Here is a 25,458-nt window from a genome sequence, read left to right as displayed (position 1 = left end):
GATTTAACCTTATTACGCGTCTCTATATACTTCAGCTAGAATTTTGTCAGCACCTTGCGCTAATAACTGTTCGGCAAGTTGAACACCTAGCTGCTCAGCGTTCTCAACGGAACCTGACACTTCATCGCGTAAAATCTCAGAGCCATCAACTGCGCCCACTAAACCGCGAATATGAACTTGTTCACCATTTACTAGCGCATAAGCACCGATTGGCACCTGGCAACCGCCTTCTAAACGACGATTCATGGCACGCTCTGCAAGTACACGAATACGTGTTTCAGTGTGCTCTAACGGCGCAAGCAATGCTTTTACTCGCTCGTCATCACTGCGACACTCGATGCCTACTGCACCTTGGCCGTTGGCTGGTAATGATGTTTCTGGCTCGATGAAGTCAGTAATGCGCTCTGGCATTTCTAAACGAAGTAGTCCAGCAGCAGCCAAAATAATCGCATCGTAATCGCCGTTATCCAGTTTAGCTAAACGGGTATTTACGTTGCCGCGTAAGTCACGAATGTCCAAGTCTGGGCGTAATGCACGGACTTGACACTGACGACGTAAACTCGAAGTACCGACTACTGCGCCTTGCGGCAGCTCATCTAAGCTTTTGTATTTGTTTGATACAAACGCATCGCGCGGATCTTCACGCTCACAAATGGTGTTAAGCTCTAACCCTTCAGGGAATTCAACCGGCACATCTTTCATTGAGTGGACCGCGATATCAGCGCGGCCATCTAACATGGCTTGTTCTAGCTCTTTTACGAATAACCCTTTACCACCGATTTTTGCCAGTGGTGTATCTAGAATAATGTCACCCTGGGTCGACATTGGAACCAGCTCAACGGTAAGGTCTGAGTGAAAACGCTCAAGTTCGGCTTTCACAAATTCTGCCTGCCACAGTGCCAGTGCGCTTTTGCGGGTGGCGATACGTAAAATATTTGCTTGTTCTGTCATGCTTTTGCCTGTTGGACGCGATTAAAGCGCCGATGGAATAATTCGAAATGTTTTTTGTGCCAGTAACTCGCCTTGCTCTGTTACGGCTTCAACACGCCATTGACCTGTTTGGCTTGGCATGATGTTTTTGCTTGAATAAGTACGGTAGCGGTCTGCGCTGATCGTCAATGGAATTTCTGCCATTAACTGATCTTGATGAAACCATAAATGGCTAATAGTTTGACCTTTTAGCTTGCGCACCTCTGTGAAGAAAAATAGTTTTTCTTGAAACTCGGTTTGCTCAATCGACTCTTTTAACACATCAACTGGCTCACGCTCACTGATGCCTGTAGTCAGTACAGCACGGCTAATAAATTGCACATCAATTTGTGCACCTAATGCCACTGAAGTCACTTTCGCGTTGTCTGAAAACTGTGTCGATGACGTTTCTGCATCTTGCTCAACCTCAGGTGAAGTAGTTGCTGTCTCAACAGTTTCTTTCTCAACGCTGATTTCATCAGTCAATTGCGCAAGCTCAGACTCGCTATCAAGGGTTTGCACTGTATCTGTTTGCTCAGTTAAAACTGCGCTGGCTGTTTCAACATCTACTTGGTTATCAACAGACGCCGCGTTTTGCTCTGGCTCTTGAAACTCAGGCTCTGCTGCTGCAGTTTGCACTGAAGCCATGGCTTCTTCGGCAATCACCTCGGTTTCAGGCTCAGAGATAACCACAACCTCGTTATCTAACTCTTGCTGTGCTGTATCTGTAACAAGTTCAGGTTCTGAAATAACGACTGTGTTTGGTTCAACCATTTCAATATTTTGCACTTCATCGGCATTTACTGAATTCATTAAGCCATACACAATAGCCACAGCGGTCAGCATTAACATGCTCGCTGCCATAAAAATGCGTCGCCAATGCCACTGGTAATGCACGGCTTGCGGCTGGGTAGGCGCCTTACTCACACTGGTTTTTATGACAATCTTCTGTGACATGTTTTGCTCCGTATAATTAAACCAGTTTTTCAAGCAACCAAGTGCGAATTGCGGTTAGCTCTTCAGCACATACCTGATGTGCCATTGGGTAATCTTGCCATGATACTGTGTAACCCTGAGTGGTTAGCGTATCAAATGCTTGGCGGCCTGCCATCATTGGCACGACTGGATCTTGCGAGCCATGCGCCATGAAAATATCTAAATCGGCTTGCACAGCCTCGTCTGCCAGCTTTTGCGGCGCGCACATATAAGTCGATAACGCCATCACACCGGCTAGCTTTTGCTTAAGACGTGGTGCTAAATGCAAGGCTATCACCCCACCTTGAGAGAAACCAGCCAAGATGATTTTATCGGCAGGTATACCTTTGTCTAACTCAGCTTGAATTAAAGCTTCAACTTGAGCAGAAGAGTCTCTCACACCTGTTTCATCCGCTCTTTTATCTAGATCAAAAGACTTGATGTCATACCATGCGCGCATCACCATGCCACCATTTATGGTGACCGGTTGCTCTGGCGCGTGAGGAAAAATAAAACGTACGCCAAGTTCTGCAGGTAAGCCAAGCTCTGGGGCTATCGGTAAGAAGCCGTTACCTGAATCGCCAAGGCCATGTAACCAAATGATCGACGCTTTATGCGTGCTTTGTGCTGGGTATTCTACAAACTCAAGCATTAGTCGTGCTGCCACTCAATCGGTGCGCCAGCTTGCTTAGTCGCCGCTTCGCTCATAAATTGCCAGAACTCTGCACCCGAGCGGTTATCGATCCACTGTTCGCCTTGTAGCTCAAAATGGTGACCATTGAACTTAGTTGCAACCCATACTTGATGAAGCGGTGCTTGTTTATTGATGATGATCTTACTCTTATCAGGGAAGATGATCTCTAAAATGCCCGATTGAGACTCATAGTCTAAATCAACATCACAGTCATCAATTTGCTCTTCAATGGTTAACATTAATGCGTCGGCAAGTTCGTGGTATTCATGATCGGTCATCACGGCATCCTTCAATAAGCACGGTTGTATAAGTTATGACGAAATTTCACAGCCCCAATAGCTGCATTTTCTATGAATTCTGTTACTCTGCGATTATAAAGGCACTGACATCATTAATCTAATGAAAGCGAACCCCTCATTCACAAGCTTATTATTTTTGGTCATCTTTACCAGCTTATTCGTGACTGGTTGTGGCCAAAGTGGCGTGCTCTATTTACCAGAGCAACAGCAACAAGATAACCAAACACCTGCGAGTAAACAACCAAAGCAAGACCAACAGAAACAACAGCAAGAGGAAAAGTAAGATGGATTTTTTCGAATACAAAAATAATCAGCTGTTTGCTGAAGGGGTTTCGGTGGCAGATATCGCCGAGCAATACGGTACCCCCTGTTATGTCTATTCTCGCAAAACCCTAGAGCGTCACTATCATGCATTTACTGATGCCGCTGACGGTCATCCGCATTTAGTCTGCTATGCAGTTAAAGCAAACTCGAATCTGGCTGTGTTAAATGTCTTGGCCAAACAAGGTGCTGGCTTTGATATTGTCTCGCAAGGCGAGCTTGCGCGGGTTCTGCAAGCCGGCGGTGATGCCAGCAAAGTTGTTTTCTCTGGTGTTGCAAAAACTGCACAAGAAATTGCGTTTGCTCTAGTACAAAACATCAAATGTTTTAACGTTGAATCTGAAGCCGAGCTTGAGCGTATTAGTCATGTTGCCAGCGAGCTGAATAAAACTGCACGTGTGTCTATTCGTGTGAACCCAGATATAGATGCTAAAACCCATCCTTATATTTCTACTGGGTTAAAAGAAAACAAGTTCGGTATCGACATCAATCAGGCCTTCGATATTTATCAAAAAGCCTATGCACTACCAGGTATTGAAGTGGTCGGTGTTGATTTTCATATTGGCTCGCAACTAACTGAAGTTACGCCATTCTTAGCCGCATTAGACAAAGTCTTAGCCTTAGTCGATAAGTTGAAAACCGCGGGTATCGAACTTGAACATTTAGATATTGGTGGTGGTCTAGGCGTGCCATACGACAGTGAAAAGCCGCCTCACCCAAGTGCCTATGCCGCAGAGGTGAAAGCTAAGCTAGTAAACTACCCTCACCTAGAATTAGTCTTTGAGCCAGGGCGTGCTATTGCCGCCAATGCCGGTATTCTAGTGACCAAAGTCGAATACATTAAGCCAACTAAAGACAAACACTTCGCGATTGTTGATGCGGGTATGAACGACATGCTACGCCCGTCTTTATATCAAGCATGGCAAAACATCATAGCTGTTGCGCCGCGCGCGGATGGTACACCGACACAAAATTATGACGTAGTAGGCCCAGTGTGTGAAACCGGTGACTTCTTAGGTAAAGATAGACCACTAGCTATTCAAGCCGGTGATTTACTTGCGCAGCGCAGTGCCGGCGCCTATGGCTTTACCATGAGCTCAAACTACAACTCGCGCCCTCGTGCGGCTGAAATCATGGTAGATGGCGACGAGAGTCATTTAGTTCGCCAGCGCGAGACGCTCTCTTCGCTTTGGCAAGGCGAGCAATTACTGCCATAAAGAAGCGCATTCCTGCATTAAACCCTGTGGATATCACTGGGCTTTTGATAATTGCCATGGCAAAGTAGTAGCAGCTTGGAGTTACATTAAGACATTATGTTTGTAAATTTTTCTAAAATGCATGGTTTGGGTAATGACTTTATGGTCGTTGATAACGTCACTCAAAATGTATTTTTATCACGCGACCAAATCAAGAAACTTGCTGACCGCAATTTCGGTGTCGGTTTTGACCAACTACTCATGGTTGAAGCGCCTTATTCACCCGATCTCGATTTTCATTATCGTATTTTTAATTCTGATGGCACCGAAGTGGAACAATGTGGCAATGGCGCACGCTGTTTTGCACGCTTTGTGCGCATGAAGGGTCTAACCAACAAACATAAGGTCGCTGTCTCTACTAAGGGTGGCAACATTACCCTGTATACTGAAAAAGATGGCCAAGTCACCGTAAACATGGGCAACCCGCACTTCGCGCCCAGCAGTGTGCCATTTAAAGCAAAAAAGCCAGAGCTCACTTATATTCTTCGCGCCGGTGAAAGCACGGTTTTTTGTGGCGTAGTGTCTATGGGCAACCCCCATTGTGTATTAGAAGTCGACGACGTGAATACCGCTGAAGTCGAGACCTTAGGCCCTTTACTTGAAAACCACGAACGCTTTCCTGAGCGTGCCAATGTGGGTTTTATGCAGATCATCAACCCTGAACACATTAAACTGCGAGTCTGGGAGCGCGGCGCTGCCGAAACACTCGCGTGTGGCAGCGGAGCGTGTGCTGCTGTGGCTGTGGGTATAATGCAAAAGAAATTAGCCAGCACAGTGCGCGTAGATTTACCTGGCGGTTCATTACAAATACGCTGGCAAGGCGAAGGTAACCCTGTACGTATGACAGGCCCAGCTGAGCATGTATTCGATGGGCAAATTTCTCTGTAAAGAATCAGCTTTTAAGCGCTCGAAATAAAAAGTCGGAGTAATTAACATGAAGCAAACAGATCAAGAACAACAAGTCTGCGACTACTTAAAACGCAACCCCGACTTCTTTCAACATCACCCTTATGTGTTACTCGAATTAGAATTGTTCAGCAAAAGCCAAGGTTTACCTAATTTAGCCCTACAACAGCTGCGTTTATTAAGAGAGCAAAACCAAGCATTAAAACAGCAGCTCTCCGGGATGGCTAAAATTGCACACAGCAATGAACAGATATTCAAAACTCTGAGCGATTGCCAGCGCCAAATTTGGCAAGCTAGCTCATTGAATGAAATCTCTAAAGTGATCCAAACCGCGTTTGCTAATACACCTAATATTTCGGCGACTGAGCTGCTCTTTCAACCAGAGCAAGTAACCCAAGCGCTAAACACCACACTTGAGGATAAGGCCCAATACTTAGGCCGCACGCCAAAACAGTTAGATAGCGTCTGGGATAAAGCCCCGAGCACTGGCTCTGTGGCACTGTATCAACTTGACGACAGCGATGCGGTGCTGGCTTTTGCTAGTGACAACCCTGCGCATTTTTGCCCTAATAACGACGACTTGTTGATGCAAGAGTTTTTAGCAGGCTTAAACCTGAGAATTGCAGCGCTTGGATAGCCTGTTGTGAATAATCAGTTCAATACCTCTCAGAGTGAGCTTAAAGAGGAGTTTTCTCAGCCAATCGATGCATTTATGGCTTATTTGCGTCATGAAAAGCAATACTCAGAACACACTTTAGGACAGTATAAACGCCAACTTATACAAGCCGCTTTGGTCTTTCAGCAAGATTGTCATGATTGGCTAGGTGTATCGCCCGAGCATATTCGACGTTTTAGCATGCAACTGCGCAGCAAGCAGTACAATCCTCGCAGTATTAATTTGAAACTTAGCTGCATTCGCAGTCTATATAAATTTTTAAAAGCCAAACATCAGCACCACCAAACTTTAATCAACCCGGGCGAAGGTATTAAAGGCCCTAAGTTTCAAAAGCCACTGCCAAAGAATCTCGATGTTGACCAAATGGCGCAGTTATTAGAATTGCCTGAAGACGATGTCCTCGCTGTGCGCGACAAAGCCATGATGGAGTTGATGTATTCAAGTGGTTTGCGTGTTAGCGAGCTGGTGAATGCCAACTTAAATGATATTCGCGAAGGAGAAATTCGCGTACTTGGTAAAGGCAGTAAAGAGCGCGTAGTCCCAGTTGGCAGTAAAGCCCTCGCCGCATTAGAGGCATGGTTAAAGCTGCGCCCACAATTTGCCATTGAAGGCGACCCCGCTTTATTTGTTAGCAAACAAAAGCGCCGTATCTCCACCCGTCACGTACATGAGCGTATGAAAGACTGGGGCCTAAAACAAGGCATTAGTACCCCAGTGCACCCACACAAACTGCGTCACTCATTTGCCAGTCATATGCTGGAATCAAGTGGTGATCTGCGCGCCGTGCAAGAGATGCTCGGACACAGTAGTTTGTCAGCAACCCAAGTCTATACCCATGTCGACTTTCAACATCTGGCCAAGGTGTACGACAAAGCACACCCGAGAGCGAAAAAATCCAAATAGCAACTTATCTACGTATAATGCGCATAACCTTACAGGAGCCATTTAATGCGATTCAACCGAGCTATCACGCCCGTTAAAGTTTTAAGCTTTGACCTAGACGACACCCTTTATAACAATCACCCGATAATCAAAGCGGCACTTCAAGCACAGTTTGATTACCTTGCCACTATCGAGCAGTGGCATGCTAAAGGCCCAAACTACTGGCGCGAGTGTCGTAATCACATTGGTGAAATACAGCCTGAACTTCAGAGTGATGTGACGAAATGGCGTCAGGTTGCATTAAGGTATGGGTTTGCACAATTAGGCTTTTCTGACAGGCAAGCACAAGAATATGCAAACGCAGCATACAAGGCATTCGCCGATGCGCGCAGCAATATTGTGGTTAGCGATGATGTACTTGAGCTACTAGCGCAATTACGTGAGAAATATACACTCATCGCCATCACCAACGGCAACGTTGAAGTCGACAAATTTAACTTAAAAGGCGAATTTGATTTGGTATTACAAGCCGGTCCTCACGGTGAAGCTAAACCGAGTCACGCTTTATTTGATAAAGCCTGTGCACTGTTAGAAGTGAAGCCAAGTGATATTCTGCATATTGGCGATAGCCTTGATACCGATGTACAGGGGGCGAATAATGCAGGCTGTTATAGTGTTTGGCTCGATAACCAAGATTGTATATACAATTACAAAGGGCTTGCTGATATTGAAATAACTGACATTATGCAGTTAGCGCTTTTAACAAAATAAAGAACAATAACACACAGGGATCATTTATGGAGCAAACAGTGACACACGCCACTAAGGTTATGATCACAGGTGCGACAGGACTACTTGGTCGTGCCTTACTTACCGAGTTAAGCCCACATTTTGATGTAGTTGGCACAGGCTTTAGCCGTGCTGAAGGCAACATCATCAAGTTAGACTTGCATGACCAGCAAGCGGTTGCAAACAGCTTAATTGAGCATAAACCACAAGTCGTGATCCATGCCGCCGCTGAGCGCAACCCAGATATTTGCAGCAACAAGCCAGAGCAAGCCATTGCCCTGAATGTCGCTGCTTCAAAATTTTTAGCCGAGCAATGTGAAGCCATCGGCGCCAAATTGATTTTAATCAGTACCGACTATGTGTTCGACGGCCAAGATGCTCCCTATTTAGAAAATGCCGCACCGAACCCTCTAAATCTGTATGGACAAAGCAAGCAGCAAGCAGAGCAGGCCGTGTTAGCGGTTGCGAAAACCCATAGCGTGATCCGTGTGCCAGTTTTATATGGTGATGTTACGCATTTAGGCGAGTCAGCAGTCACCACTCTTGCACAACAACTCAGTGCCACTGCGCCTTCTAGACACGACAACTGGGCGATCCGCTATCCAACTCACGTAGCAGATATTGCCATGAGTATCCGCGATTTGATTCAGCAACAAGATAAATTAGGTGGTATCTTTCATATTTCTGGCACTCAGAAAATGACTAAGTACCAAATGGCATGCTTAATGGCTGATGCTCTTGGCTATGACAGCAACCTACTTGAGCCTTTAGGTCAACCAAACGATGGTACACCACGCCCTTATAACTGTGCCCTCGAAAACAAGCGCTTAAAAGCCATGGGCATTCATTATGAACGCGGCTTTGCCAAAGCGATTGCTGAGACTATTCGTGCACATATCACTGAATAAATAACCCAATGTCTAAAACACGCCTTGCAAAATATATTGGCCATGCGGGAGTTTGCTCCCGTCGTCAGGCTTCCCGTTTAATTGATTTAGGTGAAGTGACGGTGAATGGTCGACCAGCAAACCACATCGATCACGTTGATGAACTTGATGAGGTTATTGTGCAGGGCGTGAAGCTTGAAGGCCCTGCCAAAAAAGTGCTCTACGCTTACCATAAACCTGTTGGGATAGACTGTAAGCTAAAACCTGAAGATCCAAGCAGCCTTATTCATCACTTACCGCAAGGTGAGCGTGTTTACCCAATTGGCCGCTTAGATAAAGACTCTCGAGGTTTGTTATTACTGACAAACGATGGGGAATTATGCCACCAGTTAATCCATCCAGATCACCATCAAGAGAAAGAATATCTAGTCGAAGTCGATAAACCTCTTGATGCCAATTTCTGTGCAAAAATGGCTGCAGGCGTGCCTGTTGATGGCCAAATCACTCAGCCTTGTGAAGTTTCTCTGGTTGATGAGACCCGCTTTAAAATCATTCTTAAGCAAGGGCTAAATCGACAGATCAGGAAAATGGCCAAATATTGTGGTTATAAGGTGATAGATTTATACCGAGTGCGCATTGCCAACTATGTGTTAAATCCAAATGAAGTCAGCGAAAACACCTACCAAGCTATCACCTTAAATGAATTACTCTAGTGTTTTTTAAAAGCACACTACGACCATCGCCAGGGCACTGACTAACCCCACCAACCACACCGATGAACGGGCAATGTGCCAGTCAAGGTAATAACATACGCAATATGCAACACGGGCAATAATGTGGGTGACCGCCAAGGTTTGTGTGGTCTCGTTTATGGTATTTGTGCCTAACACCACAGCTAATGCGACGGAAAATACAGTTAATGCTTCAAAGCTATTTTGATGGGCTGCTAAAGCGCGAGCACCAAAGCCAGTAAGCTGCGTTTGTTGTGCTCTAGGGTGTCGATTATCGTAGCCGCCTAATCGATTCATCGCGATAGCAACGGGCGCTTTTGCCAAATAAGGTAGTAACATGGCGATAAAAGCGCAAATCAGTAGCGTGGTCATTTTAATTATCCATTTTGAATATATTCAATACGCTAACACAAAACTGCAGACAAAAAAAAGCCACCTAAAAAGCAGGTGGCGAATTATTTTGTAGCATCTGATACCGAGTATACGCACAAAAATAAAAAACACACTGCGACAGATTGTCGCAGCTCAGATGGTTGCCATTCTAGCTTCAAAGCCTCTATTCAATTTTGCCCTTTCTAAGCTTTATATTTTCAGATGATGCTTTAGATAATAAAAATAAATGCCTAAAACTTGCATTCGCGATCAGTGATTATGATAAATATTCATACCACTCATATACTTGCAAGACAAACAGAGTATTTCAATATAGTGTTGTAGAGTATGAGTAGCTTTAGACGACGTGAGTGGGCAACCATGCTCACTAGATTAATTATTAAACAATAACAATTGGTATCCTATGACCTGGATCGCTTTCACACTATTAGCCGCCTTTTCACAAGCATGGCGCAATGCCCTTCAAAGTAAACTAAGTAATCACGCGAGTATTGCAGGAGTCACCCTCGCCCGCTTTTTACTTGCCAGCCCACTTGCGGCACTCTATTTATTTGGCCTTTACCAATGGCAACCTGCTGAGGTTCTATTACCTAATAGCAGCTTTTTATTTTACGTTTTTGCAGCCAGTGTTATGCAAATTGCCGCCACTGCGCTCATGGTGGTGCTCTTTAAGCAAAATAATTACGCCGTCGGCGCAGGGCTTGCCAAAAGTGAGGCCTTAGTCGCCGCCATTTTGGGCATGTTGTTCTTTGGCTCGACGTTATCGTTATTAGGCTGGTTAGGTGTTGCAATCGGTGGTCTAGCAGTGCTTCTTCTGAGCGGTTTTACCTTAAAAAATCTCAATCCCAAAACGGCACTCATTGGCTTAGCCTCGGGCACTGCATTTGCGCTAACTTCTCTTTGGGTGCGAGAAGCGAGTATCGCATCAGGGTTGCCTTTTCCACACAGTGCAGCTTGGGTATTACTCTTTGTATTACTCACCCAAACTATTATGTTGTCGGCGTATATCAGCATTAAAGAGTCACACACTTGGCGCACTTTACTGAGCCACAAACCGCTGACTTGTGCGATCAGTTTTACTAGCTGTATTGGCTCAATTGGTTGGTTTAGTGCCATGAGCTTACAACACGTTGCTTATGTGAAAACCCTTGGGCAAGTTGAAGTGTTCTTTACCATCTTGCTGTCGATTTTCTGGTTAAAAGAGCCAGTGAAAAAACGCGATGGTCTAGGGCTAGGCTTAATCGCTGTCGCGGCCATATTAGTGATGATGACCTAACCAAACTTTTATTGATAAACGTAAAAAGGCTCATCCATGATGAGCCTTTTACTTTGTTAATACACAAAAAGAGTTAGTTCTTCTTATTCATATTCCAAAGCACGCTTTGCCCTTCGCCCATCATGGTTGTTGGCATTTGGCCATTCCATTGCTGAGCACGCATATAGTCAACTAGGGTTGCGTTATTCTTAATCGCTTCAGCTTTTTTCAGTATTGCCTCAGCTTCTGCTAAACCTTTTAATTTAATGGCTTCAGCTTCGGCTTGGGCTTCTACTTTAATTGCGTATGCTTGGCCGTCCGCTTTCGCTTTGGCCGCATCACGTTGTGCCAGTGCCGTATTAACTTCACGCTGCGCTTCTAACTTTTGGCGCTCTAGACGATGCTTTTCTGCAGCCGCAAGGTTCTTTTCTGTTTGCTTGGTTTCAATAGACTGAATGTACTTTTGCGGAAGCTCTAAGTTTTCGATTTGCGCCGAGTCTAATTTCACCGGATAGTCTTTCATTTCTTCCAGTAGTAACTCTTCGATACGAGCAATGACCTGAGATCGATTTTGGATAAGTTCTTCGGCCTTATATCGTGCCAAAGCATCTTTCGTTGCTGAGCGAAGTTTAGGGTCGAGAATACGGTTCTCAAATTGCGTTAAGCCACCATAACTTTTAAATAAGTCGAACGCTTCTGCACGGATCACCGTCCAGTTAATTGATACCTCTGCGGTTACTGGCATTTGTTCATGAGTCGCGGCGCGTAATTTCTCGACATTTTTGCGTGTACGGATCTCCAACATCTCAACACTATCGACAATGGGTACCTTAGTGTGCAGACCCGGGTTAACTTGCTCGGTCGCTTCACCAAAGCGTTTGATAATACCCACATGCCCTTCGTCAACGGTATAAAACGCACCATTAGCAACAATCAGCAAACCGATTGCCGCCGCTGCACCACCAAACAAGCCCTTTTTCTTAAAAAAGTTTGTGCTGATGTCAGGTAAGTTATTGTGTTCCATGCTTCACCTTTTTTAATTTTCGTCCAGTACTGTGCCTATTTATAACACAATAAAGAGATAAAAATATAACCCCTCACTGTTTATGGCTGTGGTGTGAACGTGATTTCATGGGTTAAAACTTGTGGCAATAACGGCGTATTCTCGCCTTGTGCATACTCTTCAAAGCCACTGCGATAGAAAGGTGAAAGTGGGTGACCACTTTGTCCACCAGCCACGGTCATAATAGCTTTTTCTAACTCACCGGGTTGCACAATAAAGCGCTGTGACGCACCAAATTCAGGTCTCTGGACCGCTGGCATATAGCTATCACCAAAACCATCGTACTTGGGCATATTTAAGAAGTGACTCAGTATCGGCAGTTGCTTGCTAAACGGATGTTGAATTTGTAATGCATTCACTTCACCCCATGTCCATGCCGCCATATTTGGACCAAACTCTGCAGCCAACTTTTGCTTTGCTTGTTCGTAAGCAGCAATTTGCAGCGCTTGCCAGTTATCATGGCCGTGCAACCAAGATTCTGGCTGGGTATTGATCAATTGCCAAAGTGCCGGCTCTAAATAACTTTTCAATGCGCTTAAACTGCTACCTGACTTTTTCATGTTGCGCTCAACCGACACAAACACAGTATCGATAAGGCTGTCACGATAATAGCGCACTAAGGTGTAGCCCACTGACTCTGCACACGCGCATTGCTGCCAATCATCTAGCCAGCTTAAGTCAATTTGATACTTAAACTGAGTTTCGGTGTCTTGTCGTAGTAACGCCGATAATTGCTTATGCCATGGCGTTAAGAAACGCGCTTCATTATCGAGCTGAATGGCATAAAAATCTTTTTCACTAAATTGTGACTTCTCTAATAATCGATCTCTGATCTGTGCTGAACGCGCACCCAAAGCATAACCGCCATCACCAAAGCGCTGATGAGCAACAGCCGAGACCACACGAGAATTACCCGTCCAAAGTTTACCGCTTTGCGGATTCACCACTTGTGGACGCTGCACTTCATTAAATTGCCAAAGCTTGGCGTAGTGCTCACTGGATTGTGCAATGTCTGCCGGATTAGTGCGCGCTGGCACAGCCCCCATAGGTTTCCATGCAGCATTACCTTGGTCGTCTACCACCATTAAATTTTGCACTGGAATACCCACATGCGGCGCCAGTGCGACGGCTTCTTCAACCGATTTCGTGCGTTCAAACCTAAGTAACTCTAGGTTTACTGCATAAGAGTGGTGTGCCACCCAGCTTAATGCATATTGCTCACCTTGAATTTCTTTTACTGGGCCGTAATTAGACATGGTCAGCTCATACACCGCATGCTCACCGTTTGGTAATGCAATACGCTCGTTTACTTGCCATGTTTTGTCTTGCGCTGTTAGGGCTATCCAATCCGCGGTATCTAAATAACCGTTAGTGAAGCCCCATGCAATATGATCATTACTACCGACAACAACCGCTGGCGTGCCCGGTAACGTTACTCCTGTCACTTGGTATTTTTCGCCTTGGTGGCGGTAGTTTAATTGCGCGCGATACCAAATTGATGGCACATTCAAACCCAAGTGCATGTCATCTGACAGCATGGCTTTTCCGGTTTTGGTTAATGCACCTGTTACCGCCCAGTTGTTGCTGCCGTAGTGGTCTTGCTCTTTGATATGGGTTACTTGTGATATTGCTTCACGACTGATTGGCTCTGGAATGGCAACGCGCCCTTGTGGCAGCTTTGAGCCATCGAGTGCCGCTTGATATTGGCTTGGTTGTAAAATAAACGCGCGCATTTGCTCGCCGTACAGCTTATCTAAATGAATTAACGCTTCATCTCTAAAATAGGTGCCCGCTTGTAAATCGAGATACATGCTAAAGATCACCAGTAAGCTATCTTCGCTCAACCAAGGTTTTGCCTGTGCACCACTTAATAGGTATTCAAAGCTAGCTATGCCTGCCTGACTTCTACCTTCGTTAACCCCTTGCGTGTAAATTGCCAGTAGTTGCTTATCGGCTTCAGGTAATAATTTAAGAATTTCTTGGCTGCGAGCACGCAACTGATGAAAACGCATTTTTTTATCGAGCTCGAGCGCACCTTTACCAAATAATTCACTTAACTCTCCCGCAGCGTTGCGGCGTAATAGATCCATTTGGAAGAAGCGGTCTTGGCCATGAGCAAAGCCCAATGCATAGGCAGCATCTTGGCGAGTTTTCGCGGTGATCACCGCTTGCCCTAACGTGTCTCTTGCCAGTGTAACGGGCTTTGAAATGGCATCAGAAGTGCCTTTACCGTCTAATGCCGGTAGGCTGAGCGATAACAAGCCATATAAGCCTGCGGTAAGAATTAAAATGAGGATCAACAGCCCAGATAATCCACGCTTGAGCCAACTTAACATTGCGGTGTCTCCTTGTGCTTTATTATTTTTATACTAGCCATAAATAAGTGACGCTATTGTGTCAGCGAAACTGCATTATGTTCATGTTACACCCAGCTTTTCAATCTTGTTCCTCTCTGATAACCAACTAAATCAATTCTTTATCTATTCTTATACCAATCCTCTTAATTAAGTGATCTATTTTGAGGCAAGGAAAATTGTTGATAGCGAGGCTAGAATTTTGCTATTTAGTTGTTCTAAATAAGAAATTTTTAACGAAGCTAGCATCAATTTTAGTTCCTCAAAATGATTAAGTATTATTGAGGCTTGGTATTGCTGGTATATTAATTCGCCTTAAAGTACATTTGATAAATAGCCTAATTAAGGAGCTTGGCGATGGAATTAAATCAAATTGAACAACGTATTATCGGTGTGTTGCTAGAAAAAGAAATCACCACCCCAGACCAATACCCTCTATCTTTAAATTCTCTGACGACGGGTTGCAATCAAAAATCGAATCGTGAGCCGGTTTTAGAGTTAAGCGAAGCTGAAGTCTTAGATACCGTTGATGGTTTAATTGCTAAAAGAATAGTGGTTCGAGATGAAGCTGTTTCGGGTCGAGTCGATAAATACCGCCATCGTTTCTGCAATACCGAATTCGGCGATTTACAGTTTAACGAACAACAGCTCGCGGTTGTGTGTGTATTGCTATTACGAGGCCCACAAACTCCCGGCGAGCTTCGCAGCCGTACCAATCGCCTAGCTAACTTTGCTCAGGTCAGTGAAGTAGAACAAGTATTACAAGATCTCCAACAGCAAAGTCTTGTTCAGCAACTACCAAGACAGCCGGGTAAACGCGAAAGCCGTTATCAACACCTGTTTATATCGAGCACAGAAGCTGAACTTGTAAGTGCTGGCGCGGAGCCATTGGTTGAGTCAGACCTTAATAGCTTATTAGAAGAAGTGCAGCAACTTAAGCAAGAACTCGCTAAGATAAAACAGCATTTAGGACTTTAAATGTAATAAATAGCGCTTTAAATTCAGCAAATATCACAACATAATAGAGCTTGCACTCAATAAACCAGAACTCACAGAGGAATCATCATGCGCCAAGCCATTTTAGCCGAAATGCGCGTTCAGCCTAATATCGACGTCGACTTTGAAATCACCCGTCGCGTTAACTTCATCAAACAACGTCTTGTCAGTGCACATTGTAAGTCACTGGTTTTAGGTATTAGTGGTGGCGTAGATTCTTCAACTTGTGGTCGCTTATGTCAGCTTGCCGTTGACGAGCTTAATAACGAGTTAAACACCACTGAGTACCAGTTTATTGCAATGCGCTTACCTTATGGCGTGCAAGCGGATGAAGACGAAGCGCAATTAGCTCTTGAGTTTATCAAGCCAAGCAAACGTCTTACTGTGAATATTAAAGATGCGGCAGATGCACTGCATGCTCAAGCCCTACTGGCCATGTCTGATAGCGATACCGCTTTACCTAGTGACAGCCATGTGGACTTTGTAAAAGGTAATGTGAAAGCTCGTCAGCGTATGGTTGCGCAATATGAGATTGCCGGTCTTACGCAAGGTTTAGTAGTTGGTACTGATCACAGCGCTGAAAACATCACAGGCTTCTATACAAAGTTTGGTGACGGTGCATGTGACCTTGCGCCTTTGTTTGGCTTATCTAAACGCCAAGTTCGCGCATTAGCCAGCAAGCTTGGCGCACCAGCGGCTTTAGTAGAAAAAGCACCGACAGCCGATCTTGAATGTGATAAGCCAGGTCTAAAAGACGAAGATGCGTTAGGTTTGAGCTACGAGCAAATTGATGACTTCTTGGAAGGTAAAGACGTAGACGCTGAAGTGGCTGACAAGCTGATTGCGATTTACCTACGCACGCAACATAAGCGCCAACCTATTCCTACGGTTTACGACGAAGTATAAGCAATAAAGAAAACTGGGTTATGAGCTAACTAGCTCATAACCTGTCATACCCGCCTCGAGCACAATTAAACTCAGCAAAAACATCACCACATAAGCCACTTTTACTTTTGCACATACATATGCCCCAAGTGGCGCGCCTATTACCACCACAGGAATCGCAGCAAGCAAGTAGCTATGAATTTCTGGCGTGATCTGCTGTAAATAAACCACATTGATAAGACTGCCGATCACTGAGGTAAACGCCATCACTAACACCGATGTCGCCGTCGCTTTTTTCACATCGGCTTTATAGCAAAGCAATAACAGCGCAAATAATGCGATGTCAGCCCCTGAGCCTACTAAGCCACTGGCAAGTCCACCAATAAAGGCCACCAGCATTAATCGCTGTGGATGCGGGTAAATGTCATCAATACTTTGCTCATGGTGGGCTTTGCGCCACCACCTAACCAGCATAGTCACGGCAAAGCACAGCAGCAACACACTAAATACCGACTTAACCCACAATCTAGGCACAACAGGGGCAACATACAATAAACTTAAAATCACACCCAGTGATGCCATTGGCAGTGCAAGCAGCACCACATTGCGATAATAAGGAATGCCTCGACAGATAATAGTTAAGCTCGCAGCCGTCATGCCAAAGCTTTGGATCGCCAAAGAAAACACCTTGGCTGTAGCTGGCTCAATATCTAGTACCTTGGTCATGATCGGAAACGCCACCGCACCACCTCCCAAGGCTGTGCCTCCCGCTACAAAAGACCCCAGCGCCATGGTTAAGGCAATCTCAAATTCTTGATAAACCTGCATCAACGCAGGCTTTGCGCCTTGTAACAATAACAAGGTGGCATAAACTCCGGCAGTAAACCAAAACGGCCAAACTGACTTTTGCGTAACTCTTGCTAACATCCGCCCCCCATAGACAACGCTGTCAATTATACCCAAATTGTATACTTTAAGTTCACATTTTTAGGAGCGTTCTTCTATGTTCCTGCAAGCGCTTGATCGATAAAAATAAAAAAAGCGTATACACTGGTTAAATAGAAAAAGTTTAACAACCAAGATAGGTCTTACATGACAGCACCCATACTGATTACCGGCGGCGCACAGCGCATTGGCTTAGCACTCACAGAACACTTTGTTGCTCAAGCTCAGCCCGTAATAATGACTTATCGCACCCGTCACGCATGTATTAATGAACTCGAAGCCCAGGGCGTTACTTGTATTCAATGCGATTTCGATAAGCCCGATGCCGTCACCGAGTTGGTCAATCAAGTAACCTCAATCACTCCCAGCCTTCGCGCTGTGATCCACAACGCATCAAGCTGGGATTGTGAAGCCAGTTGTGACGACTATGCCAACCTCTTTGACCGCATGATGCATATTCATGCCAAAGTCCCTTACTTATTGAATATGGCACTGAGCCCGCTGTTACAAAACTCTGACGACATTACCGATATTATTCACTTAACCGATTACGTTGTTGAGACAGGCAGCCCGAAACATATTGCCTATGCAGCAAGCAAAGCGGCTTTAGACAACTTAACTAAGTCTTTCTCGGCGAAGTTTGCACCGAGTATTAAAATAAACTCCATCGCGCCGAGTTTGATCATTTTTAATGAACATGACGACGACGCGTATAAAGCAAAAACATTGAAAAAATCCTTGATGGGCATCGAGCCTGGCTGTCGTGAGATCATCAATAGCGTTGAGCTATTATTAAGCAGTAACTACATCACAGGCCGTACCCTAGCAGTTGATGGCGGACGCCACTTAAAATAAAGAGATAGATTATGCATGACGATTTAAAAAAAAGTTATCACGAAATCTTAACTGCAGTAGGTGAAAACCCTGAGCGAGAAGGTTTATTAGACACCCCAAAACGTGCCGCCAAAGCGATGGAGTTTTTAACCAAAGGCTATCGTGAGACTCTAGATGAGATAACCAATAATGCCGTGTTTAGTTCAGATGCCGATGACATGGTGCTTATTCAAGATATCGAGCTTTATTCAATGTGTGAGCACCACTTACTCCCCTTTGTTGGTAAGTGCCATATTGCTTATATTCCTAATGGTAAAGTGCTCGGTCTGTCTAAATTTGCACGCATTGTTGATATGTTCGCGCGACGCTTTCAAATTCAAGAGCAGCTTACTCATCAAATCGCCAAAGCAGTTGAAGAAGTAACGGGCGCAAAAGGCGTCGGTGTCATTGTTGAAGCAAAACACATGTGCATGATGATGCGCGGCGTTGAAAAACAAAACTCAAAAATGCGTACTTCGGTCATGCTGGGTAACTTTAGACACGACCCTAAAACCCGCAATGAGTTTTTACAGCTAGTAAAAAACTAAGGAGCAGTGAATGCAAAACGCGATTATTAATATCACCAATTTAAGGCTGCGCACTTATATTGGTTTTAACCAAGAAGAGCGTGAGAAAAAACAAGATGTGGTACTGAATATAGAAATTCATTACCCTGCTGATAGTGCGTGTATCAACGGTGATATCGTAGAACATGCGCTTAACTATAAGACCATTACCAAAGCGGTGATCAAGCAAGTCGAAACGGGCCACTTTTTACTACTTGAAAAACTGGTTGCTGACATTTTAGAGATCTGTCACGAACATGAATCAGTCACTTATGCAAAAGTGCGTGTCGATAAACCCCATGCACTGCGCTTTGCTGATTCAGTCTCTTTGACTTTAGATTGGCGTAAAAGTTAACCGTTATTCAATTTAAGTGCGGCTATATCAGCCGCTCTATACCTAATGCGACCGCAATAATAAAGCCGTAACGCAACGCTTTACCGATACTCACCAGTAACACAAATAATGAAAGCCTAACTTTAAAGACCCCACCTAGTAACGTGAGTGGATCGCCAACTATTGGCAACCAAGCAAACAGCAAGCTATACACGCCGTACTTATCAAATACCCGTTGGCCTTTCGCTATTTGCGCTGCACTAACCGGGAACCAGCGCCTGTCTTGAAAAGACATCATTTTTAGACCTAACCAATAATTAACGCAACTACCCAATACATTACCCACAGTCGCTGATAACCAAAGTAACCAGAGTAACCCTTGCTGTTTGACCACCAGCCCTGAAAGCACCACTTCAGACGAGCCGGGTAATAGCGTGGCTGATAAAAATGCCGAGGCAAACAGACTAAGATAAATCCACATTCAATAAAGCGTTCATGTCATGACGTATAGCGTTGCATTATCCTATCAAATAGCGGTTAATGTAAGCGTGAAAACCGATTAACCATCTACTCATGGTTAATAATAAGACAATACCAAAACATAGCTGATTAATACTCATCGCACTCAAAAAAGAGGCTATATGTCACAAGATCCCGTTCACATCCTAACAATTGCTAAAGTTATTCAAACTGCGGTTGCGCCGGTTTTCTTAATTACAGGTATTGCCGCAACGCTTGGGGTTTTATCTAACCGTTTAGCGCGTATTACCGACAGAGCAAGACTGTTAGACAGAAAACTGAATAACAACCTAGACGACTCCCTAACACTTTCTCTTACGCAAGAAATGCGCGCGTTGTTAAAACGCTCTCGCTGCATTCACATCGCTTTTAGTATGAGTGTACTCAGTGCCCTACTCGTCTGCGCCGTGGTTATGATGATGTTTATTTCGCATCTATACACTATGCCACTGAGTGTCACTATCTCCGGGTGTTTCATTGGTGCAATGATTTTATTGATTGGCGCGTTCTTAGCGCTGCTTGCCGAAGTATTTTTAGCGACACGCAGTATGCGCAGAGGCATGATTTTTAAAGATATTCAATAATACCAATCCTCAATAATACTCAATCATTTTGAGGGACTAAAACTGACGCTAATTTCGTTGAAAATTTCTTACTTAGAACAACTAAATAGCAAAATTTCCGCCTCGTTATCGACTAATTTTTCTTGCCTCAAAATAGACCACTTAATTAAGAGGATTGGTATAACGAGTTGACGAAAATAATCCCTCTCACTGAATGGAGTCACATTCGGTAGCACCGACCTTATATCGGGTTTAGAGATTTGATGAGTTTAAAAATACAATAAAAAAACCCAGTCAAATTAAAGACTGGGTTTTTTAGTCATTAGCTGAGATTCAGGCAGCTAATCTATTTGCATTACTTCTGCTTACGGCGACGAAGTGCTGCAAATGGTGCTGCTAGTAGTGCTAACCAAGCTAGTGAACCACTTGAGCCACTAGAAACATCTACAGGCTCAACTTTGTTTACTCTAACTTCAACTGTTTCAGCATCAGAACGGTTACCGTGCGCATCAACAGCGGTTACTGTGAAAGTAATCTTACGATCATATTCATAGTCTAGAGCTGACGTAGTTAAGATATTACCTTGCGCATTTACTTCTAGCAGAGTAGTACCAGATACTTCAAATCCAATTACACCATTATCTCTATCGGTGAATTGCAGTTGACCCACTTGATAACCAACTCTTACATTTTCTTGTACTGTGAACTGTTGTCCTGCAGCGATTGTCGCAACGTTTTCAATAATCGTAATTGCAACATTCGTGCTTTCAGACTTATTACCATCGGTATCAACTGCTACTACCTCAAGCATGACTTCTGCACCTTGGCTTAAGTCAAATTCACCTTTAACTGTGATTGTGCCATCAGTGTCGATTGCAAATGCATCAGAGCCTGTTACTTCAAAGCTTTCAAGGTTGTCATCTTGGTCCATAACAGAAAGCTTACCGACAATAGTGCCAATTGCTACATTTTCACTCACTTCAAATGCTTGATCAGCAGCAATCATTGGTGTTTTCTCTGCAACTGTATCCACCGCATTTTGAACACTGATATAAATTGACGCTTCTTCTGATACGTTACCAGCAACATCAATAGCAACCACTTTCAGTTCAACTTCAGTGACGCCTTGGTCGTAGTCTAATAGAGCAGCATTCGATACAACAATCTCACCATCTTTAGTGATGTTAATACCTTCGTTAGACTGGCTACGTACAAAGTACTCAGACAGCTCTAAAACACCTTCTTGCTCAACCAGTGAAAGCTGACCAATCACAGTGCCATCAGTAACATTTTCACTAATGTCATAAGACATCGATTCAATCGCTAATGGTGTAATTCTACTTTGCTCATCAAGCACAGCTTGATCAACAACAGCAACTGCTTTTTGTAAATCTGAACGACTTAGTACAAATGCGCCTTCACTTTCAATCGTTACTTTACCACCAGCAACAATCATATTTACGTCTTCGCCTTCCATGTCTTCCATAGAAACACGAGCAGATTGATAAGTCACTGTGCCACTTACAACATCAGTCGTTAGTAATGGACCACCTAAGTACCAACCGTTGTCAGGACCAACCGTTGCTGAAATACGAATGCTTTGACCTACAGGGCTTTGAACTGTCGGCGTACCATCAATATCAACAGTTTGATCACCTAAACCAACATAGTCATCACATGCAGAATAAGTAATTGAGTCAGAGCCAACCTCATGGTGCACATTTACCCAGTATGCCCAACCAATTGAACCATCTTCACGTATAAAGCCAGATACACCTCGAACATTACCATCAACGCTGCGACCATCGCGGTTACCATCTGTCCAGTTATAAATTACCCAATCATCAATACCATCATTGTTAGTATCAAAATGGAAACCAAAGTCGCCTTGTCTTAGGTGTTGCACAGAATCACGTAATTGCATTGTCGCTGTGATCATACGACCAGAAGGACAACTTGCGATACCACCGTATACGTTCATCGACGTAGACACGATGTCCATAGTAAGCGAATGATCTGGTTCTTGAGATGCAATTAAATTGTCTGCATTTAGCTCAATATCTTTTGCGCTTGTGTTGTGTACAACTAGCTGCTTTTTACCTTCAATGAATTCATAACCCATCTCAAGCGCTTCAACCGCTTTAGGCATAGCATGGAATACTAGGTGTAAATCATGATCTTCACTAGAAGCAATATCATTGAAGATGATCGCACCATCAAATTCAGCCGCAGTTAGGGCATCACGACGCTGTTGGTATTCAGCAGAACGACGAGCATTAAATTCTGCGTCCGTTTCTCCAGACATGCGCGCCATTGAAGTACTCTTCAACGTCCACTCATTCAGCTTAGAAGGATCAATATTTAGCGTCGCGTCAAATGTAACTGTTTGACCAGCTGGTACTGTCACTTCCTCAGGAAGGTCCCAAGAAAATGCACCTGTTTTACTGTCATCTTCATAGCGAGCTTCAGCGCGAAGGCTGTAAGTTTTCGCTTCTGAAGAGAAGTTCTTCACTTGTACTGTCTTTGTGTAAGATGATGGTTCAGATACTGATAGTAAACCAAATGAAAGTGCAGCTTGGTTAGTATCAAAGTCTGCATGATGTACCCACGCAGCAACAGGAGATTCGATTGCTTTATTTACATCTACTAGACCCGCACCAATGCGGCTGATTGGCGCTAACTTCGAATCTTCATTTAGCGCTAACGCTTCTTCATAAACGTTCAGGTCAGCAGTATTCATTAATACAGCTTTTACTTCTTCAGCATTCATGTATGGACGCGCATCACGTACCAGCGCTACTGCACCTGCCACGATAGGGCCAGAGAATGAAGTACCTGAGTTTTTCATTGTTGACGTACCAATCGCAGCTGGATCACTTTCAACTGAGCCTGGTTTTGCAAGTACAATTTCAGAGCCTGGCGCTGTAATTTCTGGCTTTAATAAGCCATCCATTGAAGGACCACGAGATGAGAAACCAGCCACTGCATTACCTGCAATATTTGTTTCTTCAATTTCAACAGTAAGGTCAAACGCTCGACCATTTGCAATCGCATCTTTAACGACTTGACCATCTTCAAGTGATAGCATGAACGAACGGATAGTAACTGCTTCCGCACCTGGTGATGCAGCCATCCCGAATGCACCGTCATTTGCCTTGTTATTTACAACAATAACAAAACTTGCACCCGCTTTTTGAGCGTTAAGTACTTTGTCAGAGAAACCACAACCACCACGATCTACCAGTACAACTTTACCAGTAAAGTCTGTACCTTCAGCAAATTCAACACATGCTTCTTGGTTTGCGTCAGGGTAGATAAATTCTTTACCTTCACTTGTGAAGCTTAGCGGCCCTTGCTCACCAAATGATGCTGTTCCAAATGCCACAGCACTACCGTTTAACGACGCTTCCCTTTTTGAAGTCACAATCTGCTCCACAGGGTGAGTCATTGCACCAACTGAAAGGGCATTTGGTGTTGTACTTGGACCACCAACGATGAATGGATGATCCGCATCGTTACCTGCAGAAATAACTAAGTTAGTGCCTAGTTTAACTGCTTTGTGAATTAGGTATTGCGTACCACTTTGCGTGTGCGTTGAACCATAATCACCACCTAGTGACATGTTAATTACATCAACACGGTCATTAATGTTGCCGTCGCCATTTGGATCCATTGCTTTTTCAAGCGCTAATATTTGAGCAGCACCTGTACAACCTTGCGAGCGGTCACCACACACTGTGTATGCGTAAAGCTCAACACCTGGCGCAATACCTGTTACCGAGTGCGCTACATTAGTACCGTGGTTTGTCGCACTTGGCGTGCCTGTTGTGCTGTCAAAGCGAGGGTCATTTTCAATCGGGTCCGCATCACCTCGAAATGCATCATAACCGCCAACAACTTGGCCCTGTGGCCATGTTACTGAAGTTTGGTCAGCCGCAGCAGCACTATAAGCTTCAAGTGTACCTTCACCACCTAAAATTTTGTGCGTGTAATCAATACCTGTATCTAGTACAGCCACTGATTGTGAACTACCTGTAAAACCTTTTTCTGTATTAACAATATCAGCTGAAATATATTTGTTAACATCTGCAACCTGAATTTCGTTATCAAGTACAGGTAAAATTTTCTCAACTAATGGATGGTTCTGAAGTGACTCAAGTGCAACCTCATCCGCATCAACAATCAAAGTCGCTGCTAAGATCTTTGTCTTGGCGATCACTTTTGCACCAGGGTCGAAGCTTGAAAGCGTTGATAAAACTTGTGCTTGCACTTCTTCAATCGAAATTGCAGCCTGCTGCGCTGCAGCTACTGAGTATCGACCTTGATCTAATAAATCAGACGCACTTTCTGCTTTCAAAACAACCATGTAAGCATTTACTTCATGCTGTTGTTCAGCTTTAAATTCTTGTACGTTTTGAAGCAAGCTTTGACGATGCTCCAATAATGCTTTTGTATCGATTGCTGATGCATTTGCTGCAAACAAAACGCCTGATACAGCCGATGCAACAGCTGTGGCTTTGATAAATTGATTAGACATAACTACCCTTCATTCTTATTTTGTAAGTGGACACAATTTCTTAAATGCTTCCATTACGACCACAATACATTAATCCAAGCAAAACATTTATAGGTACACTGGTAACAAGTAGAGCAAAGAGACTAACACTGAGAAAAAAATCTCAACATTTCATAAACTTAAATAACGATATAAAATGGTAAATAAACGTAAACAAAACGTTCACAAAGTTAATATGGTTGCACTTTTCAGCATTTTTGAACATCTTTAACCACTCATCATGTTCGACTTGCGTTTTTATGTTGTTTTACGTAAAAAGAATGGATTCTAATTTTTTGGGGCAAATCATGAAAAAGACTCTTCTTTTAGCAGCAGCGTTAGTTGGTGCATTTTCTTTACAAGCAAATGCACAATCTATGTTTGAAAAACCAGAAGACGCGATTGAATATCGCAAAGCAACCTTTCAGCTTATTCGTTATCAAATTGGCGATATGGGTGACATGTTAAAAGGTAAAGTACCTTTTGATGCAAAACGCTTTCAGCAGAGAGCTGATAGTGCAGCTGCTCTTTCAAGTATGCCATGGGAAGCATTTACTGCAGATTCACAAAAAGGCGATACCGGCGCTTTACCTGCTATTTGGTCTGACCGTGCAACGTTTGACAAGAAAGCGGAACAATTTGCAAAGTATGCTAAGGCACTTGCTGTAGCAGCTCAATCAGGGGATAAAAAAGAAATCGGCCCTGCATTTAGAAATTGGGCTAAAGGCTGTAAGGATTGCCATAAGTCATTTAAAGACTAATAAAAAGCACG

General features: G+C 44.0%; 26 protein-coding genes. 16 read left to right on the top strand and 10 right to left on the bottom strand.

Features of this window, described 5'->3' with window-relative positions:
* Positions 1-12: 12 nt before the first annotated feature.
* The 4 genes from hemC to cyaY are packed head-to-tail and all read right to left on the bottom strand — an operon-like array spanning position 13 to position 2,916.
* Positions 13-951, bottom strand: a complete 939-nt coding sequence (gene hemC, locus ACXAC4_RS17635) for a hydroxymethylbilane synthase (RefSeq protein WP_475163964.1) — start codon at positions 949-951, stop codon at positions 13-15.
* A gap of 21 nt (positions 952-972) precedes the next feature.
* On the bottom strand, positions 973-1,926 hold the full coding sequence (locus ACXAC4_RS17630; RefSeq protein ID WP_475163960.1) for a DUF2914 domain-containing protein: 954 nt from the start codon (positions 1,924-1,926) through the stop codon (positions 973-975).
* 16 nt (positions 1,927-1,942) lie between these two features.
* Positions 1,943-2,596: an alpha/beta hydrolase gene (locus tag ACXAC4_RS17625; RefSeq protein WP_475163958.1), complete on the bottom strand. Its 654-nt coding sequence runs from the start codon at positions 2,594-2,596 to the stop codon at positions 1,943-1,945.
* Complete coding sequence (cyaY, locus tag ACXAC4_RS17620; RefSeq protein WP_058028361.1) at positions 2,596-2,916, bottom strand: iron donor protein CyaY; 321 nt, start codon at positions 2,914-2,916, stop codon at positions 2,596-2,598. The genes ACXAC4_RS17625 and cyaY overlap by 1 nt, the downstream gene beginning before the upstream one ends.
* A 121-nt stretch (positions 2,917-3,037) precedes the next feature.
* On the opposite strand from cyaY, the gene lptM reads away from it, so the two are divergent.
* The 8 genes from lptM to ACXAC4_RS17580 all read left to right on the top strand — a co-directional run bounded on the left by lptM (position 3,038) and on the right by ACXAC4_RS17580 (position 9,367).
* Positions 3,038-3,220, top strand: coding sequence for an LPS translocon maturation chaperone LptM (gene lptM, locus ACXAC4_RS17615; RefSeq protein WP_138568812.1), 183 nt, complete (start codon positions 3,038-3,040; stop codon positions 3,218-3,220).
* A gap of 1 nt (position 3,221) precedes the next feature.
* Positions 3,222-4,475, top strand: coding sequence for a diaminopimelate decarboxylase (lysA, locus tag ACXAC4_RS17610; protein ID WP_475163946.1), 1,254 nt, complete (start codon positions 3,222-3,224; stop codon positions 4,473-4,475).
* A gap of 96 nt (positions 4,476-4,571) precedes the next feature.
* On the top strand, positions 4,572-5,402 hold the full coding sequence (gene dapF, locus ACXAC4_RS17605) for a diaminopimelate epimerase (RefSeq protein ID WP_138484661.1): 831 nt from the start codon (positions 4,572-4,574) through the stop codon (positions 5,400-5,402).
* A 46-nt stretch (positions 5,403-5,448) separates the two neighbouring features.
* Positions 5,449-6,057, top strand: a complete 609-nt coding sequence (locus tag ACXAC4_RS17600) for a DUF484 family protein (RefSeq protein WP_475163941.1) — start codon at positions 5,449-5,451, stop codon at positions 6,055-6,057.
* Positions 6,058-6,132: 75 nt separating this feature from the next.
* Complete coding sequence (xerC, locus tag ACXAC4_RS17595; protein WP_475164181.1) at positions 6,133-6,999, top strand: tyrosine recombinase XerC; 867 nt, start codon at positions 6,133-6,135, stop codon at positions 6,997-6,999.
* A 45-nt stretch (positions 7,000-7,044) separates the two neighbouring features.
* Positions 7,045-7,749: an HAD-IA family hydrolase gene (locus tag ACXAC4_RS17590; protein ID WP_475163938.1), complete on the top strand. Its 705-nt coding sequence runs from the start codon at positions 7,045-7,047 to the stop codon at positions 7,747-7,749.
* Positions 7,750-7,775: 26 nt separating this feature from the next.
* The gene (locus tag ACXAC4_RS17585) at positions 7,776-8,675 is read left to right on the top strand and encodes a dTDP-4-dehydrorhamnose reductase family protein (protein WP_475163932.1); all 900 of its coding nucleotides are present in this window, start codon (positions 7,776-7,778) and stop codon (positions 8,673-8,675) included.
* An 8-nt stretch (positions 8,676-8,683) separates the two neighbouring features.
* Entirely contained in the window at positions 8,684-9,367 is a 684-nt protein-coding gene (locus ACXAC4_RS17580) for a pseudouridine synthase (protein ID WP_058028346.1), read from the top strand.
* Positions 9,368-9,373: 6 nt separating this feature from the next.
* Here the strand turns inward: ACXAC4_RS17580 and ACXAC4_RS17575 are convergent, their stop codons facing one another.
* The gene (locus tag ACXAC4_RS17575) at positions 9,374-9,757 is read right to left on the bottom strand and encodes an MAPEG family protein (RefSeq protein ID WP_475163929.1); all 384 of its coding nucleotides are present in this window, start codon (positions 9,755-9,757) and stop codon (positions 9,374-9,376) included.
* A 424-nt stretch (positions 9,758-10,181) separates the two neighbouring features.
* On the opposite strand from ACXAC4_RS17575, the gene ACXAC4_RS17570 reads away from it, so the two are divergent.
* Positions 10,182-11,054: an EamA family transporter gene (locus tag ACXAC4_RS17570; RefSeq protein ID WP_475163924.1), complete on the top strand. Its 873-nt coding sequence runs from the start codon at positions 10,182-10,184 to the stop codon at positions 11,052-11,054.
* 73 nt (positions 11,055-11,127) lie between these two features.
* On the opposite strand, the gene ACXAC4_RS17565 is transcribed toward ACXAC4_RS17570, so the two are convergent.
* On the bottom strand, positions 11,128-12,057 hold the full coding sequence (locus ACXAC4_RS17565) for an SPFH domain-containing protein (protein WP_349285321.1): 930 nt from the start codon (positions 12,055-12,057) through the stop codon (positions 11,128-11,130).
* Between the two features lie 80 nt (positions 12,058-12,137).
* Positions 12,138-14,432 carry a penicillin acylase family protein gene (locus tag ACXAC4_RS17560; protein WP_475163916.1) on the bottom strand — a complete coding sequence of 765 codons (2,295 nt, stop codon included), beginning with the start codon at positions 14,430-14,432 and terminating at the stop codon, positions 12,138-12,140.
* A gap of 375 nt (positions 14,433-14,807) precedes the next feature.
* On the opposite strand from ACXAC4_RS17560, the gene ACXAC4_RS17555 reads away from it, so the two are divergent.
* Both ACXAC4_RS17555 and nadE read left to right on the top strand, forming a co-directional pair.
* Complete coding sequence (locus ACXAC4_RS17555) at positions 14,808-15,428, top strand: YceH family protein (protein ID WP_475163912.1); 621 nt, start codon at positions 14,808-14,810, stop codon at positions 15,426-15,428.
* An 87-nt stretch (positions 15,429-15,515) separates the two neighbouring features.
* The gene (gene nadE, locus ACXAC4_RS17550; RefSeq protein WP_138562331.1) at positions 15,516-16,352 is read left to right on the top strand and encodes an ammonia-dependent NAD(+) synthetase; all 837 of its coding nucleotides are present in this window, start codon (positions 15,516-15,518) and stop codon (positions 16,350-16,352) included.
* Positions 16,353-16,370: 18 nt separating this feature from the next.
* On the opposite strand, the gene ACXAC4_RS17545 is transcribed toward nadE, so the two are convergent.
* The gene (locus ACXAC4_RS17545; RefSeq protein WP_475163908.1) at positions 16,371-17,258 is read right to left on the bottom strand and encodes a sulfite exporter TauE/SafE family protein; all 888 of its coding nucleotides are present in this window, start codon (positions 17,256-17,258) and stop codon (positions 16,371-16,373) included.
* Positions 17,259-17,423: 165 nt separating this feature from the next.
* Between ACXAC4_RS17545 and folM the strand changes: the two genes are divergently transcribed.
* Genes folM through folX form a run of 3 tightly spaced genes read left to right on the top strand, consistent with a single transcriptional unit; the run spans position 17,424 to position 19,070 of the window.
* Positions 17,424-18,131, top strand: coding sequence for a dihydromonapterin reductase (folM, locus tag ACXAC4_RS17540; RefSeq protein ID WP_475163905.1), 708 nt, complete (start codon positions 17,424-17,426; stop codon positions 18,129-18,131).
* 11 nt (positions 18,132-18,142) lie between these two features.
* Complete coding sequence (folE, locus tag ACXAC4_RS17535) at positions 18,143-18,697, top strand: GTP cyclohydrolase I FolE (protein ID WP_058028330.1); 555 nt, start codon at positions 18,143-18,145, stop codon at positions 18,695-18,697.
* A 10-nt stretch (positions 18,698-18,707) separates the two neighbouring features.
* Entirely contained in the window at positions 18,708-19,070 is a 363-nt protein-coding gene (gene folX, locus ACXAC4_RS17530) for a dihydroneopterin triphosphate 2'-epimerase (RefSeq protein ID WP_058028328.1), read from the top strand.
* A 22-nt stretch (positions 19,071-19,092) separates the two neighbouring features.
* Here folX and ACXAC4_RS17525 read toward each other — a convergent pair whose 3' ends face one another.
* Positions 19,093-19,530 (bottom strand): YqaA family protein, encoded by a 438-nt coding sequence (locus tag ACXAC4_RS17525; RefSeq protein ID WP_475163900.1) that lies wholly within the window; start codon positions 19,528-19,530, stop codon positions 19,093-19,095.
* A gap of 160 nt (positions 19,531-19,690) precedes the next feature.
* On the opposite strand from ACXAC4_RS17525, the gene ACXAC4_RS17520 reads away from it, so the two are divergent.
* Positions 19,691-20,152: a DUF2721 domain-containing protein gene (locus ACXAC4_RS17520; RefSeq protein WP_475163898.1), complete on the top strand. Its 462-nt coding sequence runs from the start codon at positions 19,691-19,693 to the stop codon at positions 20,150-20,152.
* A 334-nt stretch (positions 20,153-20,486) separates the two neighbouring features.
* Here the strand turns inward: ACXAC4_RS17520 and ACXAC4_RS17515 are convergent, their stop codons facing one another.
* Positions 20,487-24,668: a S8 family serine peptidase gene (locus tag ACXAC4_RS17515; protein WP_475163896.1), complete on the bottom strand. Its 4,182-nt coding sequence runs from the start codon at positions 24,666-24,668 to the stop codon at positions 20,487-20,489.
* A gap of 326 nt (positions 24,669-24,994) precedes the next feature.
* On the opposite strand from ACXAC4_RS17515, the gene ACXAC4_RS17510 reads away from it, so the two are divergent.
* Entirely contained in the window at positions 24,995-25,447 is a 453-nt protein-coding gene (locus ACXAC4_RS17510; protein WP_475163894.1) for a c-type cytochrome, read from the top strand.
* Positions 25,448-25,458 lie beyond the last annotated feature (11 nt).

It is taken from the genome of Pseudoalteromonas sp. AWM4_233, from assembly GCF_056158285.1.
This window is presented reverse-complemented; position numbering and strand designations above follow the sequence as displayed.